16 protein-coding genes are annotated in these 15,040 nt (G+C 37.6%); 11 read left to right on the forward strand and 5 right to left on the reverse strand.

Annotated elements, in window-relative coordinates; translation table 11 throughout:
- Positions 1-7 precede the first annotated feature (7 nt).
- Positions 8-274, forward strand: coding sequence for a hypothetical protein (locus ABYK18_RS05690; protein ID WP_373035686.1), 267 nt, complete (start codon positions 8-10; stop codon positions 272-274).
- Between the two features lie 10 nt (positions 275-284).
- Here ABYK18_RS05690 and ABYK18_RS05695 read toward each other — a convergent pair whose 3' ends face one another.
- Positions 285-1,472 (reverse strand): SpoIIE family protein phosphatase, encoded by a 1,188-nt coding sequence (locus tag ABYK18_RS05695; RefSeq protein ID WP_373035687.1) that lies wholly within the window; start codon positions 1,470-1,472, stop codon positions 285-287.
- A 139-nt stretch (positions 1,473-1,611) separates the two neighbouring features.
- Here ABYK18_RS05695 and ppsA point away from each other — a divergent pair, with 139 nt between their 5' ends.
- The 3 genes from ppsA (at position 1,612) to ABYK18_RS05710 (ending at position 4,792) form a co-directional block, all read left to right on the forward strand.
- Entirely contained in the window at positions 1,612-3,999 is a 2,388-nt protein-coding gene (gene ppsA, locus ABYK18_RS05700) for a pyruvate, water dikinase (protein ID WP_373035688.1), read from the forward strand.
- Between the two features lie 85 nt (positions 4,000-4,084).
- Positions 4,085-4,582 carry a rubrerythrin family protein gene (locus ABYK18_RS05705; protein WP_373035689.1) on the forward strand — a complete coding sequence of 166 codons (498 nt, stop codon included), beginning with the start codon at positions 4,085-4,087 and terminating at the stop codon, positions 4,580-4,582.
- A 15-nt stretch (positions 4,583-4,597) separates the two neighbouring features.
- Positions 4,598-4,792 carry a (2Fe-2S)-binding protein gene (locus tag ABYK18_RS05710; RefSeq protein ID WP_373035690.1) on the forward strand — a complete coding sequence of 65 codons (195 nt, stop codon included), beginning with the start codon at positions 4,598-4,600 and terminating at the stop codon, positions 4,790-4,792.
- A 279-nt stretch (positions 4,793-5,071) separates the two neighbouring features.
- Here ABYK18_RS05710 and ABYK18_RS05715 read toward each other — a convergent pair whose 3' ends face one another.
- The 3 genes from ABYK18_RS05715 to ABYK18_RS05725 all read right to left on the reverse strand — a co-directional run bounded on the left by ABYK18_RS05715 (position 5,072) and on the right by ABYK18_RS05725 (position 8,317).
- Complete coding sequence (locus tag ABYK18_RS05715) at positions 5,072-7,636, reverse strand: cation-translocating P-type ATPase (protein ID WP_373035691.1); 2,565 nt, start codon at positions 7,634-7,636, stop codon at positions 5,072-5,074.
- A 20-nt stretch (positions 7,637-7,656) separates the two neighbouring features.
- Positions 7,657-7,800: a hypothetical protein gene (locus ABYK18_RS05720; RefSeq protein ID WP_373035692.1), complete on the reverse strand. Its 144-nt coding sequence runs from the start codon at positions 7,798-7,800 to the stop codon at positions 7,657-7,659.
- 73 nt (positions 7,801-7,873) lie between these two features.
- Complete coding sequence (locus ABYK18_RS05725) at positions 7,874-8,317, reverse strand: Mut7-C RNAse domain-containing protein (protein WP_373035693.1); 444 nt, start codon at positions 8,315-8,317, stop codon at positions 7,874-7,876.
- A 99-nt stretch (positions 8,318-8,416) separates the two neighbouring features.
- On the opposite strand from ABYK18_RS05725, the gene ABYK18_RS05730 reads away from it, so the two are divergent.
- From ABYK18_RS05730 to ABYK18_RS05755, 6 genes are read left to right on the forward strand one after another with little or no spacing between them, the layout of a single operon-like run.
- Entirely contained in the window at positions 8,417-10,027 is a 1,611-nt protein-coding gene (locus ABYK18_RS05730) for a Na/Pi cotransporter family protein (RefSeq protein WP_373035694.1), read from the forward strand.
- Positions 10,028-10,069: 42 nt separating this feature from the next.
- On the forward strand, positions 10,070-10,339 hold the full coding sequence (locus ABYK18_RS05735) for a hypothetical protein (protein WP_373035695.1): 270 nt from the start codon (positions 10,070-10,072) through the stop codon (positions 10,337-10,339).
- A 57-nt stretch (positions 10,340-10,396) separates the two neighbouring features.
- Complete coding sequence (locus ABYK18_RS05740; protein WP_373035696.1) at positions 10,397-11,659, forward strand: TonB-dependent receptor; 1,263 nt, start codon at positions 10,397-10,399, stop codon at positions 11,657-11,659.
- Between the two features lie 8 nt (positions 11,660-11,667).
- Positions 11,668-12,537 carry a metal ABC transporter substrate-binding protein gene (locus ABYK18_RS05745; protein ID WP_373035697.1) on the forward strand — a complete coding sequence of 290 codons (870 nt, stop codon included), beginning with the start codon at positions 11,668-11,670 and terminating at the stop codon, positions 12,535-12,537.
- The gene (locus ABYK18_RS05750; protein ID WP_373035698.1) at positions 12,534-13,277 is read left to right on the forward strand and encodes a metal ABC transporter permease; all 744 of its coding nucleotides are present in this window, start codon (positions 12,534-12,536) and stop codon (positions 13,275-13,277) included. The genes ABYK18_RS05745 and ABYK18_RS05750 overlap by 4 nt, the downstream gene beginning before the upstream one ends.
- A gap of 2 nt (positions 13,278-13,279) precedes the next feature.
- Positions 13,280-13,585, forward strand: a complete 306-nt coding sequence (locus ABYK18_RS05755; protein ID WP_373035699.1) for a hypothetical protein — start codon at positions 13,280-13,282, stop codon at positions 13,583-13,585.
- Here the strand turns inward: ABYK18_RS05755 and ABYK18_RS05760 are convergent.
- Complete coding sequence (locus tag ABYK18_RS05760; protein ID WP_373035700.1) at positions 13,582-14,607, reverse strand: diguanylate cyclase; 1,026 nt, start codon at positions 14,605-14,607, stop codon at positions 13,582-13,584. The genes ABYK18_RS05755 and ABYK18_RS05760 overlap by 4 nt on opposite strands.
- A 96-nt stretch (positions 14,608-14,703) precedes the next feature.
- Between ABYK18_RS05760 and ABYK18_RS05765 the strand changes: the two genes are divergently transcribed.
- Positions 14,704-15,030 (forward strand): DUF309 domain-containing protein, encoded by a 327-nt coding sequence (locus tag ABYK18_RS05765; RefSeq protein ID WP_373035701.1) that lies wholly within the window; start codon positions 14,704-14,706, stop codon positions 15,028-15,030.
- Positions 15,031-15,040 lie beyond the last annotated feature (10 nt).

Below are 15,040 nucleotides of genomic sequence, written 5' to 3' on the forward strand. Positions count from 1 at the left end.
ATATACGATGCTGCTTTGGAAAATGAAAAGTATTATTAAGTATGCTATCGAACTTGATATCGAATATCTTGAGACTTTCTTGGGATACGAAGGTGACAATGTCTTGAAAATAACTACGAAAAGTAAGCCTACGCTTAATCTGTTAAAGACTTATCTGGATAATATGGAACTAGAATATAAATCTGAATATGAATTAGCCGGAAAAAACGGTGCAAGCTATAGTCTGTTTGTAGGTGTTGAAGATCCATCCCTTTTTAAACTGAAAAGAGATTGACGCTCGTATTTTATACTTGATTTTTTAAATAAATAAGTGTCACATCATCTTCAAACTTCATTGCTTTTGTAGTTTGCTCAGCGCTATTAATCAATCGCGGTTGAGCAATTAAGTTTTGAGGTAAAAATATATTTAACTCTCTATCTTCATGTTCAATAAAACCATCGCTGTAAAGCAAGAGTGATTCAAAATCTTCTATCTCTACTTGACCAATATTAGGAACTTGAGAAAAGTTCATAAAAGGAACATTGTTCGCTTTTATTTCACTTATTTGCGCTCCTTTTTTCTTTACCAAAAACGGATACATTCCACCGGATGCATAACAAAGTTTAGTGGAGTCTGGATTTATCATAAGCATAGTAAAAGAGAGTTGTTCTTCATCTGCTAAAAAAGTCTTTATCACAGGAAATAGATGCTCTACCAACTCTTGAAAATCACTCACTCTGTTTATAAGCTGATTAATAGTAGATGAAACGGCAAAAACAGTTAGAGCAGGAGAGACTCCATGTCCCTGCCCGTCTATAATATATAAAAGTCTAGAACCGTCTTCGCGCTTATATATTGAATAAAAATCTCCGCTTAATATGTCAGAAGGGGCATACAAAACTTTGCACTCTTTGGCATCTAACTCATTAATGATTCCTTTTTCAAGTTTTTCACGTGCTATATGCTGTTGCTGCATGTCATATTCGTGCAATGCTTTTATCTCATTATTCAGCTTTCTTAACTGAGTTATATCGTGACGGATAGATATATACTCTACAATGTCACCATTATCATTAAGAATAGGAAAGATAGAAGCTTCAACCGTATATTTACTGCCGTTTTTATGCAGATTTGTAACAACACCGTTCCAAACCTTCTTCCCTTTAATAGTATCCCATAGCTCTTTAAAAAATGACTTATCTATATCTGCATTTCTCACTATATTATGATTTTTACCAATAAGTTCTTCTCTTGGGTAACCCGATATTTCGACAAACTTGTTGTTTACATAAGTAATAATACCACGTGTGTCGGTTTTGGAGACAATGTTTGTCGCATCTACGATGTGACGGTACTGATTTTGCAGACAAGCTTCACTTGTAAACTCTTCATCTGTACCAATATATTCAGTTTCATCATGTCCAAGAATTGCACACATTTCATTATCTACATTAGTTTCTGCAGTGTCAATATCTTTAGGATTCTCATGCATATAATACGGCTCCGGGTGCTTTAGCTATAGTTTGAAATTTAAAGCATTATCTTATCAAAATTTCTGCACAATTAAAACAGTATAAATCATGACTTTTATGATAACATATGTTAATAATTTTTGTTTAGGAGATTTTCTTATGCAATATATACGGTTTTTCAATGAACTTACAATTGACGACATCGCCACGGTCGGCGGCAAAAACGCCTCTCTTGGTGAGATGTATCAAAAGCTGACTCCTGAGGGAATAAACGTTCCTAACGGTTTTGCAACTACGAGTGATGCCTACTGGCTGCTCCTAAAAGACAACAATATTAAAGCCAAGATTCAAGAGACTCTTAGCGGTCTTGATATCTCAGATACAAACAACCTCCAAAAACGCGGTCTTGCGGTTCGTATACTTCTTTTAAACTCCAAACTCCCAAAAACACTCGAAAAAGAGATACTTGAGGCCTACAAGATTCTCTCAAAAGAGTACGGCTCAGATGCGGTGGATGTAGCCGTTCGCTCTTCTGGAACTGCTGAAGACCTGCCTGATGCTTCGTTTGCAGGACAACAGGAGACATTTTTAAATATCTCCTCTGCAGATGCTCTGCTTCAAAGCGTAAAAGAATGCTTTGCTTCACTCTTTACAGACAGAGCAATCAGCTATAGAGAGAGCCGCGGGTTTAGCCACTTTAAAGTCGCCCTTTCGGTCGGTGTCCAAAAGATGGTACGAAGTGACAACTCATCAAGCGGTATCATGTTCAGCATCGATACCGAGAGCGGTTCAGAGGATTTGGTTCTCATAAACTCAATCTGGGGATTAGGCGAGAACGTAGTCAGCGGAAGAGTAAATGCGGATGAGTTCTTTGTCTTTAAACCTACTCTTAGAAATGGAATCAGCACTATTTTAAAACGCTCTTTGGGAAGTAAAAAAGAGAAAATGTTATACGCACAAGATGGAAAAAACACTCTAAATGTAGAAACCTCTCAGGCAGAGCAAAAAAGCTACTCTATAACAGATAATGAAGTCATCTCTCTTGCAAAGCAGGCTCTCATCATAGAAGACCATTACAAACGTCCAATGGACATAGAATGGGCAAAAGATGCGCTTGATGGTAAACTCTACATAGTCCAAGCACGCCCTGAGACGGTACAGAGCAGGCTTAGTGAAAGCTCACACATAGAAAAATACTCCATAAAAGTACCCTCTGATGCGAAGATTCTTACACAGGGACGCGCAGTAGGTGAAAAAATAGGAGTAGGCAAGGTAAACATTATTCACGACACTTCTGAGTTTAACTCTTTTAACGAAGGTGATATTTTAGTCGCAGATACTACAAATCCTGACTGGGAACCTATCATGAAAAAAGCTTCTGCTGTTGTGACCAACCGTGGAAGCCGTACTTGTCATGCTGCCATAGTCGCTAGAGAAATCGGTGTGCCTGCTGTTGTAGGATGTACTAATGCTACAGATGTTTTACAAAGCGGTGTTAGCGTTAGTGTGAGTTGCGCTCAAGGAGATGAGGGTTATGTCTATGAAGGTGAACTAAACTACGAGCGTCACGATGTAGATATGAGCAGACTCGAACCGACAAAGACAAAACTATATATGAATGTAGGCAATCCGGCAGAAGCGTTTAAGCTATCTAAGATGCCAAATGACGGAGTGGGTCTTGCACGCATGGAATTCATCATGAGCCACTCTATCAATGCTCATCCAATGGCACTTGTTAACATGACCAAAGGTAAAAGCGTCAGAGATGCAGACGAGATATCCTCTTTTATGCTCCCTCATACAGATGCTAAAGAGTTTTTCATAGAGAAGATAAGCGAAGGTATCGGTATGATAGCCGCAGCTTTTTATCCTAAACCGGTTATCATAAGAACAAGCGATTTTAAAAGTAACGAATACAGAAATATGACTGGCGGTCTAGACTACGAAGCTGTTGAAGAAAACCCGATGATCGGCTTTCGCGGAGCAAGCCGTTACTACAATGACAACTACAAAGAAGCCTTTGAATGGGAATGCGAAGCTCTAAAAAGAGTAAGAGATGATATGGGGCTTACAAATATAAAAATCATGCTTCCCTTTGTAAGAACTCCGGATGAAGGTAAAAAAGTCATCTCGATCATGAACAGCCAAGGTCTTATCCAAGGCAAAAACTCTCTTGAAATATACGCCATGTGTGAAATACCTGCAAATGTAATCTTGGCAGATGAGTTTTTAAAAGTCTTTGACGGTTACTCCATCGGCTCAAATGATTTGACTCAGCTCGTTTTAGGAGTTGACAGAGAGAGTGCTCTTATTGCTCATATATTTGATGAAAGGAACAAAGCGGTTACTAGAATGCTGGAGATGGCTATAAATGCCTGTAAAAAAGCCGGCAAATATATCGGCATCTGCGGACAGGCTCCGTCTGATTATCCTGAGATTACAGAGTTTTTAGTGAGACACGGCATTGATTCAATCTCTCTAAATCCTGATTCACTGTACAAGATGCATAAGGTTGTAAGTGACTTGGAGAGTAAGAAAAAACAATAATATTCATTTAAGTCCAAGCTAGTTACAATATACCAAAGGATAATTTTTTTCCTTTGGAAAATATATATCATTAAAAGGAAGTTTTATGTCAACAACACAAGAAAATCTGGATACGGCATTTAGCGGTGAGAGCCAAGCATACCAAAAGTATACTGCTTTTGCTAAAAAAGCGGAAAAAGAGGGGCTTGCAAACATTGCAAAACTGTTTCGTACAACAGCTGAGGCAGAACGCATTCACGCTGAAGGCCACTTAAAAGCTATGGACAAAGTCGGCTCAACTCTTGAAAACCTTGAAGCTGCTATAGGCGGCGAGACTTATGAGTTTGAAGATATGTATCCTCCTATGTATGAACAAGCGGTTAAAGACAACCACAAAGCAAAAAAAATGTTTGGTTATGCTCTTGAAGCCGAAAAAGTACATGCCCAGCTTTACCAAAAAGCTCTGCAAGCTGTAAAAGAAGGCAAAGACTTGGATGAGGTGAATATCTACTTATGCCCTGTTTGCGGATATATCGAATTAGGCACACCTCCTGAAAAATGTCCTGTATGCGGTGTTCAAGCATCCGTATTTGTTCAAATCTGATTTTAGGAGATTATTATGTTGGTATGTGACTGCAATGATGTACATTTTGATGCTATAAAAGAAGCTGTAAAAAAACATGGTGATAACATGGAAGCTATCATGGAAGAGACTGAAGCGGGAACTGTGTGTGAGTGCTGTTTGGAAGAAGATTGCGATAAAGTAGATCTTCCTCTTCCGCTTGCAATCAAAAAAGCCTTAGAAGAGATGTGATAAACTTTAGGCAATCAAGGAGGGATTAATGCACTTTATTTAAATATAATTGTACATTAACCTTTTTGGGAACTTCTATGATTGATATTTTTTCGGATAGCGATTCTATAAATACCGTATCGCACCTTATTCAACTCGCAGTTGCACCGGTTTTTTTGCTTTTGACGGTGCTTATTACATAGCTACCCTCTTTATAGCGGCAATGGCGGCTTTTATACTTGCCTTGAGTCTATTTCTAAAAGAGATATTGATGGCATCCAGATATTTTAGAGGCAAGTTTTAAACTTTAGCTCTTATAACTTTTTCCATCTCCATTACAAGCATAAGAGCTATAGCTACGAACAACAAGGTTCCCCACATTTTGAGACTAACCGGTTGAATATTCAAAACAGACTGCATAAAAGGATTGTACATAGATGCTATGTGCAGACCTTGGGCCACAAGAACTGACATCCATAAGAATCTATTTTTACTATGATTGATTTTAAAGATAGAATAATTTTCGGTACGAGAGTTAAAGACATGTACATTCTCAAAGAGAACCATCAAAAGCAGTGTTATGTTTCTTGCATTATCCTCTTTATAACCAAACTCAAGCAGTGTATAAAAAACCGCAAATGCCGAGATGCCCATATATAGACCTCCGACTACCACCCTGCTAATCATTATCTTATTAAATATAGGCTCTTTTGGATCACGTGCTTTTCTCTTTAGTACACCCGGTTCAGCTTTTTCAAGACCTAGAGCTACATCCTGAATACCGTTAGTAACCAGATTTAACCACAAAAGCTGTACCGGCAAAAGAGGAATTGGCATAAAAAATATCATCGAAAGGACTATAAGGACTATCTCGGCAAAACCTGTTGAAATAAGCAGGTGAATAACTTTTCTGATATTATCATAAGCGACTCTTCCCTCTTCTATACCGTTAACAATAGAACCAAAAGAATCATCGGTTAAAATCAAATCACTCGACTCTCTTGCGACATCGGTTCCGCTATCTCCCATGGATATACCTATATTTGCAAATTTAAGTGCCGGTGCGTCATTCACTCCGTCTCCGGTAACCGCTACAAAATGACCTAAATCCTGAAAAGTTTTTACTATAAGTTGTTTTTGTTCAGGTGAGACTCTTGCAAAAACACGCTTATGCGCAATCTCATCTTTTGGAGCACCTCTTTCTTGCCAGTGAGAGATTTCCAATCCATCAATCACCTCATCCTTATCTATAGCAATATTTAGCTCTTTTGCTATAAAAAATGCAGTATTTGGGTGATCTCCTGTCACCATAACTACCTCTATACCGGCATTTTGAGCTGTTGAGACAGCTTCTTTAACACCTTCTCTGAGCGGATCTATAATAGCTGCAAAACCAAGGTACGTGTATCCATCTTCTGCAATGGCACTTTCATCACTTATTTTGCAGGCTAGAGCTATATTTCTAAAACCTTTACTTGCCCAGGATTCTATCTGTTCGTTTAATCTCTCTTGTGCTTGTAAGTCCAAATCACTTTTGGTAAGTATTACTTCAGGTGAACCTTTAATAAAATGTACTTTTTTACCATCGAGTTCATATACCATTGCCGAAAATTTGTTTTGCGGCTCATACGGCATAGCTTCTATGAGTTTTGCTTTAGTTCTTAAACCATATAGTTTTTCCTTTATCTTAAGCGCATATCTTGCTAAAGCAATATCTACCTGATCACCAATAAAACTGTATCCCTCTTCTTCACGTTCAAAACTTGCTTCATTACATAAAACAGCACAGTTAAGAATCTCATCACTCACCGATTCTAAAGGGGCGTAAGTTTTTACAGGTGTAACAAAATGCTCTACACTGAGACTGTTTTGTGTCATCGTACCAGTCTTGTCACTCGCGATTAAAGTACAAGAACCAAGGCCCTCGATGGCTGAGAGTTTTCGTACGATAACATTACGCTTGCTCATTGAAGAACTCGCTACACTCAGTGCGACGGTAATAGCAACGGGAAGACCTTCTGGAATTGTAGATACCGCTACAGCAACACTAAGAAAAAATATCTCTTTAAGCGATGATTCCTGATATATCCCGACTAATATAATTAATAATACGATGAAACCTATAAGTTTGGCTATCTTTAGTGAGAACCGTTCCATTCTTTGAACCAACGGTGGCTTTGCAATGCTTGTGGAAGCTAAAAGGGATGCAATCTTACCTACTTCCGTCTGATCGGCTACGGCAGTTACTACACCTGTTGCACGACCTTTTGTAACCATAGATCCGGCAAAAAGCATATTTTTTCTATCACCGATGGGTTCATCTATGTCCGTTGATATGTAAGAAGCGTCTTTATTCACATCTATTGATTCTCCTGTTAAAAGAGATTCATCCAAATACAAATCTTGAGCTTCTATAAGACGTATATCTGCAGGCACTTTTATACCTGATTCGAAGAATACTACATCACCGACCGTTACATCTTCACTTAGAAGTTTCGCACGCTTAGAGCTTCTTAGTACACTCACGTAAGTTTTGAGGACTTTTTTTAGAGCATCCGCTCTCTGTCCTGCCGTATATTCTTGATATGTTCCGATTATTGCATTGATAAGAAGCACGGCTAAAATAAATCCGGCATCTGTAAAATCTTTAATTGCGAAAGAGACTATTGCAGCTATTAAAAGTACGTAAATAACAGGACTCTTAAACTGTTCTAAAAGTGTTATAGCGAGTGTCCGTTTTTTCGCCCCGGGCAGGCTGTTTTTTCCGTAGTGCTCAGTGCGCTGCTTCGCTTCACGGTCCGTTAATCCGTCAGATGTACAGCCCAAGGCTTGCAGACTTTCACTGACACTTTTAGTATAGAACATAAAACAACTCTACACTGCGGCTATTTCTTCTTCTTGGAGCTTTTTTCCAACTTTTCTTTTTTCTTATATCCTTTGATGTCCTTTTTTACATCTTGTTTTAGCTCTTTTTTAAGAAAAGCCTTTAGCTCTTTTTTTACGATTTTTTTTACTTCTTTCTTATCCATAACTCCGTCTCCTTTGTTTTACATACTTATATGTTAAATCAAATCAACTTAATCTAACCTATAAAAACCCATGTTATATTTTATTAATCGTAAGGAGCATACGCTTATAGTGATCTCCCTGCCAATATATACGATCACATATATTACATATCTCAAACTCAGAAAAATATTTTTTTACCCTTGGTGGAAGTCTATCTTCAATCTTACTCTTTTGAATACTATTTAATTCTGAGTTACATACTACGCAACGCGGAACAAGAGCATAAGATTTTAAGTTGTATTCACGTTGCAATGCTCTTAACTGCTCTAAATTATCCACAGACTCCAGATAAAAAGTAGGCGAATCTTTTCTATTGTGCAGAACTTTGTCACGTGTTAAAATAATACGTCCGCCCTCCTTTGCAAGTTCAATCAGATCATTATCATCAATCGTACTGAAAAAGAGTGTGTCAAACCCCATTACACGCAGATACTTGGAAAGCTTTCCAAGATGACAATCAGCAATAAATTTCGGCACAATATCTATATCCATAAACAAATTATACCCTATACAAATGTTTAAAGAGTTTTAAAAGTAGCTCGGTGATATACTAAAAGTCATCAAGAGGTTTATAACATGAATATTGACTTTTTACTTGAGAATACAAACTCCATATTTGAGGCTGTCGGAGGATTAGGTCTTTTTCTTCTGGGTATCATTATCTTAACAGACGGCTTACGAAACCTTGCCGGTAATGCCATGCGCTCAGCACTAATGCGCTTTACGCACTCTCCTCTGAGCGGAGCCGTAACAGGCTCGATAACCACTGCTATATTACAATCTTCCAGCGCCACGACTGTTGCTGCGGTAGGTTTTGTGGGAGCTGGGTTAATCAGCTTTGCTGAATCATTGGGTATTATATTTGGTGCTAACATAGGGACTACTGTCACAGGCTGGATTGTCGTGCTTTTGGGTTTTAAACTAAAACTAGAGGGCATTATGATGCTCTTTATGCTTTTTGGCGTACTACTTAGAATATTTGCAAAAAACAGATTGGCAACTGTTGGATATACTATTGCAGGATTTTCACTTATATTTATCGCAATTGCCATGATGCAGCATGGCATGAGTGGTTTTTCAGATTTTATGACTCCGGAACAACTACCATCAGACTCCTTTGTCGGACGACTTCAACTGCTTGCATTCGGCATAATTTTTACAATAATCACCCAATCATCCAGCGCAGGTGTAGCAATGGCGCTAAGCGCACTTTATGTCGGTACTATTAACTTTGAGCAAGCAGCTGCATTAATCATAGGCATGGATGTCGGCACAACAATCACCGCAGCAATAGCTACAATAGGGCAATCAATAGAAGCCAGGCGTACAGGCTTTTCTCATGTTGTATACAATATTATGACAGCAATAGGTGCTCTGTTTTTAATAACCCCGTTTACACTGATTGCAGAATCATTCTTTCCGACTGCGATAAGTTCTAATGCAGAGATAAGCCTAGTTGCATTTCACAGCATTTTTAATCTTTTAGGACTTATGATTATTTTGCCATTTACCAAACACTTTGCAAAACTTATGATTAATCTTATTCCCCAAAAGCAGCAACTATACACTAAAGCACTTGACAACATTCTACTCGAACAACCAAGTGTCGCTCTTACGGCGGTTCAAAACACTATACAAGTCGAAATACTTGCTCTTTTAGAACATATAAATTCTATTTTAGGTGATAAAAACTCTAAGCGGGCCAATATCACAGAACTTCAAGATGCTTTGAATAAGACTCATGCATACATTGATGAGATATCGCTAGAGAGTGAATCAGGTGCGCTTTGGGAGAGACTGGTAGCCATGATTCATACTCTTGACCACATGCAGAGACTGCATGAGAGATGTGAAGAAGATGAAGACCGTGCCATAACTCTGCGAGACACTCAACACTTCACAAAAGAGCGTGATATTATAATAATGGGAATAAAATCAATCATAGAGGATGTAAAATCTAAAAACTGGCATAAAATGCTTAAGCACTCAAATAAGACAAAAGTAACTCTCTATAAACATATGAAGAATTATCGTGAAATTATTGTGACCAAAATTGCCAAAGGAGAGATTGATGTCGAAAAAGGCACAGACTATCTGGAAGGGGTAAGGTGGCTTAAGCGGGTAAGCTGGCATCTTGTACGCATCTCTCACCATTATGAGCAGGCTCTTCTTGCAACCGGTAAATGATACCGCTTCTCAAAGATATAAAAATATGGTAAAATTTCATTTATGAAACTTAGAGTCCTGATATCTATATTATTTATCATTGCTACAACTGCTACAGCTATACATGAGCTTGAGCATATCCATGGGGATAACGACAGCACTTCATGTCAGATATGTATTGTAGACGACCACTCAGTCTCTGCAGACATCGTAGATGACTTTAGAGACTTAGAAGTTTTTAGATTTGATAACATTGCTCTAACCAACTTGGTTTACTCCCTACACAAAAAAGACCACTCCTACCAAAACCGCGCACCTCCATTTAAATCCTAACACTCAAAAATAAAAAAACAACTATTACAAATATAAAAAATATTATTTAGGATAATTATGAAAAAAATACTACTAACAAGCACACTTTGTGCAACTATCGCGTTTGGTGGAGCAGATGTGCTTCCTGTTGAAAAAAGAACTTTTGTTCAGTCAAAATTTATACCTGACATCTCCCTAGTCATGGACGCATCTTATGTGAGTAGAAATATGGCTGATGACAAAGTTGCTCATTTGGAAGTTCCAGGTATTGCTCACGGTCTTTTAGGAAGTCACTCACACGGAGGAAGTACACACACTCCAAACAATGCAAAAAACGGTTTTAACTTAAACTATGCAGAACTTGTACTCTCAAGCTCGGTTGACCCTTTCTTTACTATGGACGGTATTTTTCACTTTAGTGAAGATGCTGTTGAGATAGAAGAACTCTACTTCACTTCAACGGCTCTAGGACACGGTGCCAGAATAAAAGGCGGAAAATTTAACTCAAATTTTGGTTACTTAAACGAACAACATCACCACTCTTGGGACTTTGCCGATATGCCCTTGGTTTATGAGGCTTTTTTAGGAATGCACGGCATCAATGAGAGTGGGCTTCAACTTCAATGGATAGCTCCAACAGACACTTACCTGATGATAGGAGCAGAAATCCTTCAGGGTGAGAACACTCAGATGTTTGGTAAAGATAAAATAGGAACTTACACAACCCAAGCAGATGCACCGGCACTTTTTGTCGGTTACATAAAGACATCTTTTGACATTGATGACACAACAGTTTTAGCAGGACTTTCTTACGCTCAGGGGAGTTCAAGAATAGATCACTCAGATGATGAATCACCTCATGTATTTAGCGGTGAGAGCAAACTTTACGGTGCTGACTTTCTTGTAAAACACTACTTTGATTCATATAGCTTTTTAAAGTGGCAGAGTGAGGTTTTGCACAGAGATATGGACGGAGTTCAGTACAATCTAAATCCGGCTGACACGACGGCTGTCTTAACAAGTCCGACTATAACGAAAAAACAATCAGGACTTTACACTCAACTGGTGTATGGCATCAACAAAAGCTGGCACACAGGAGTTAGATATGATACTATTTTTCAAAATGACATCACATCAAACGGAGTAAAAACAGACACAAAAAACAGTTTTAACAAGTACTCCGCTATGGTTGAATACCACACAAGTGAGTTTGCAAGATTCAGATTACAGTATAATCATAACAGTTCTTTATATAATGAAGACGGGAACAGACAAGATATCAATACTTTAATACTTCAGGCAAACATTTCAATAGGAGCTCATGGAGCTCATGGGTTTTAGGAGAAGTCATGAAATTTCTTTTACTACTTTTACCGCTAACACTATTAGCCCACATGAATATAGCTGTTAGTTATCCGTACATCGGTGCTATTACAAAGAGCATCGGCGGTGAACATATAAACACTGTTGTTTTGGCAAAAGGAAACTGGGATCCACACTTTGTTGTTCCTCGTCCTTCTCTAATTTCTAAGATGAGAAATGCCGATGCTCTTATAATGAACGGCGGACAGTTGGAAATCGGCTGGTTACCCGCTCTTCTTCGCAGAAGTGCAAACCCAAAGGCAAATGTAGGTGCAGATAGTTTTTTAAATCTCTCTCATCATGTTGAGCTTATAAACAAGCCCTCAGATGTAGATCGTGCAAATGGAGATATCCATCCCGACGGAAATCCTCACTTTCATCTCGATCCGCAAAATATTATAATTTTGGCTCAAACAATAAAGAAGTTTCTTATCTCTATAGATGATGAGCATGCTGATGTTTACAAAAAAAACTATGAGAAGTTTGAGAGTGCTTGGAAAGAAAAGATGAGCATCTGGAAAGAGAAAATGGCTAGCAAAAAAGGGATGAAAGTCATACAGTTTCACAATAATTTAGCTTATTTCATTAAAGCCTACTCTCTTGAGAATATCGGTACAATTGAACCTCTTCCTGGAATTCCGCCATCATCAAAACACATTATAAAGACCATAAAACTCATAAATGAGCAAAAACCTTGTTGTATTTTACATGATGTTTATCACTCTACAAAAACAGCTGAGTACATTCGTGACAAAGCAGGTATAAAAATTATTCTAATGCCTCACGACATCGGGGCAATAGAAACAATAGAAGACTTGACTTCGCTTTTTGACTATCTAACAGGTGCTCTGCAATGATGGATATACTCTTAGTTCCCATAGCCTTAGTCATCATACTTGTGATGCTTCATTCATGGTTTGGGATGCGTATATTAAAAAAAGGAATCATCTTCACCGATTTGGCAATTGCACAGTTTGCAGCTCTTGGCTCATCCATAAGCCTTGGCTATTTTCATGAAGAGTACTTCTATCTTCTGACTCTAGTATTTGCACTCTTTAGTGCTTTTTTAATTGCTATTGCATCACAAAGAAAAATAAAGCTCGAAGCGTTCATAGGACTGCTTTATGTTTTAGGGGCTAGCGGGATTATGATGGTTCTGTCTCACTCGGCCGAAGGAATGGAGCATTTTAAATCTCTGCTTGCAAGCGACATACTTTTCACTCCTGCTGATGATGTAATGAAAAGTGCTGTTATTTACTCTGTAATAGCTCTTGTTTTATGGAAAATATATCCGAGAGTAAGCGGCTTTTTAAAAGAACTTATGTTCTTCTCGCTTTTAGCTCTTACGGTTACTTCTTCCGTACATTTGGCAGGTGTTTTAGTCGTATTTGTACTTCTTATTGCCCCTGCTTTGGTATCCATTTCTCTCAAATTTAACAGACCTCTTATAAGCAGTTTTGTTTTTGGATGGTTTTTTAGTATAAGTGCTATTATAATTTCTTACTATTTTGACCTTCCAACAGGTTACACCATAGTATTTTTAGGTGCGCTTCTGAGTTCAATAATAGTACTATTTACTTCAAAAAAAGCAGGTTAATCATGCAGTTTCCTGATGAATGGACACAAAAAGAATTTTTAGAGAATAAAAGAGAACTTGAAAAAAAGGGTATAAAAGTCATTCTTATAGACACCATTCTCTCGCCCATAGAAAAAGCTGATACCGTAGTATACAACCCTTTTGAACTCGCACAAGAACCGGAAGGAAGTGTCTTTGTCTTTTACTGCGACAGCGGTAAAGCAACACTCGATAGACTAAAAGAGTATAAATCAAAATTCCCAAAACACCACTGCATCTCACTCAAAGGCGGTCGCGGTTACTGGCGTAAGAACATGATGCTGCTCTAATCTTTTGAAGTTACCAGATTTCTACCTGCATCTTTGGATGTGTAGAGTGCATCATCTGCTCTTTTTACAGCTACATCTGAATGTGCATCGCCTTGTCTGTACTCGGAGACTCCAAAGCTGCAAGTAATCTTTCCAACAACATAAAAGTCATACTTTTCTATGGTAATCCTTAGTTTTTCAGCCACTAAAAATGCTTCGTCAATATTTGTATTAGAGCATATAATAAGGAACTCTTCACCTCCCCAGCGTCCTAAAACATCTATCTCTCTTATATTTGATTTTAAAACTTTTACAATATCGATTAAAATCTGGTCACCGACATCATGACCGTAGTTGTCGTTTATAGGCTTAAAAAAATCTATATCCATTATTATTACAGAATATGTATCGCCGTACCTTTTGGCTCTTTGCGTCTCTTTATCAAAAATGTTTTCTAGATGGAGTCTGTTATATGTTTGTGTTAGTTTGTCGGTTATTGAAAGTTCCTGAGCAATTTTTTTGTCTGTTATATCTTGACGTATTGCAGTGTAACCCTCTATATCACCTTTTTTATTTATTATGGGTGTTATGGTTGCATCAATCCAGCAAATTGAACCGTCTTTTGATAGATTTTTTATTTCACCTTTAAAAGTTTCACCTCTTGTGATTGTATACCACAGCTCTTCAAAGACTTCTTTTGGCGTTTCAGGATGTCTAAAGATTTTATGATTTTTTCCTATAAGTTCTTCTTTAGTATATCCTGTGAGTCTACAGAGTGCTTCACTGGCATCAGTGATTTTTCCACTCCTGTCACTGTAAGATATCAAAACATGTTCGTCGATTATATTTATATTTTTTTGAAGATTTTTACTATACTTATTAATAATCTCATATCTGTAAAATACGAAAAACAAAACGAAACTCAAGGCACTAAGAATAATCCAATGCAGTTGCACAGGTGCTGTCTGAAAATTATAGGCGTAAATAGGAGTCAGAATTAATAGAAGTGGTATCGATTTCAACATATAGTCATACAATCTCATGATATGATTGTACATCTTATAATCATAAAGTTACTTTAATCCGTTTAGCTCTGTGTTATATTTTTTTTATATAATAGAATAAACTTTAGGGACAAAATGAACAGACAAACACACACACAATTATTAGAAGAGTTTTTAAAATTTTTAAATGACGAAAGATACTACGATGCACACGATGTATTGGAGGAAATCTGGTTTCCTAGACGTTTTGAAGATAACAATGAAATCAGACTTTTAAAAGGTTTTATAAATGCTTCTGTTTGTTTTGAGTTAGAGATAAGAGGAAGAAAAGAAGCCAGTAAAAGAGCGTGGAAAACCTATTTAAAATACAGGCAGCTATTGTATAAAATAAATTCTCCCCACCTCAACAGCTACAACTTTATAATAAGAGAAATTGATAAAATAAAAAGCTTAACTAACTAATACCTCTCCA

Source organism: Sulfurimonas sp., assembly GCF_041563495.1.
Lineage (GTDB): Bacteria > Campylobacterota > Campylobacteria > Campylobacterales > Sulfurimonadaceae > Sulfurimonas.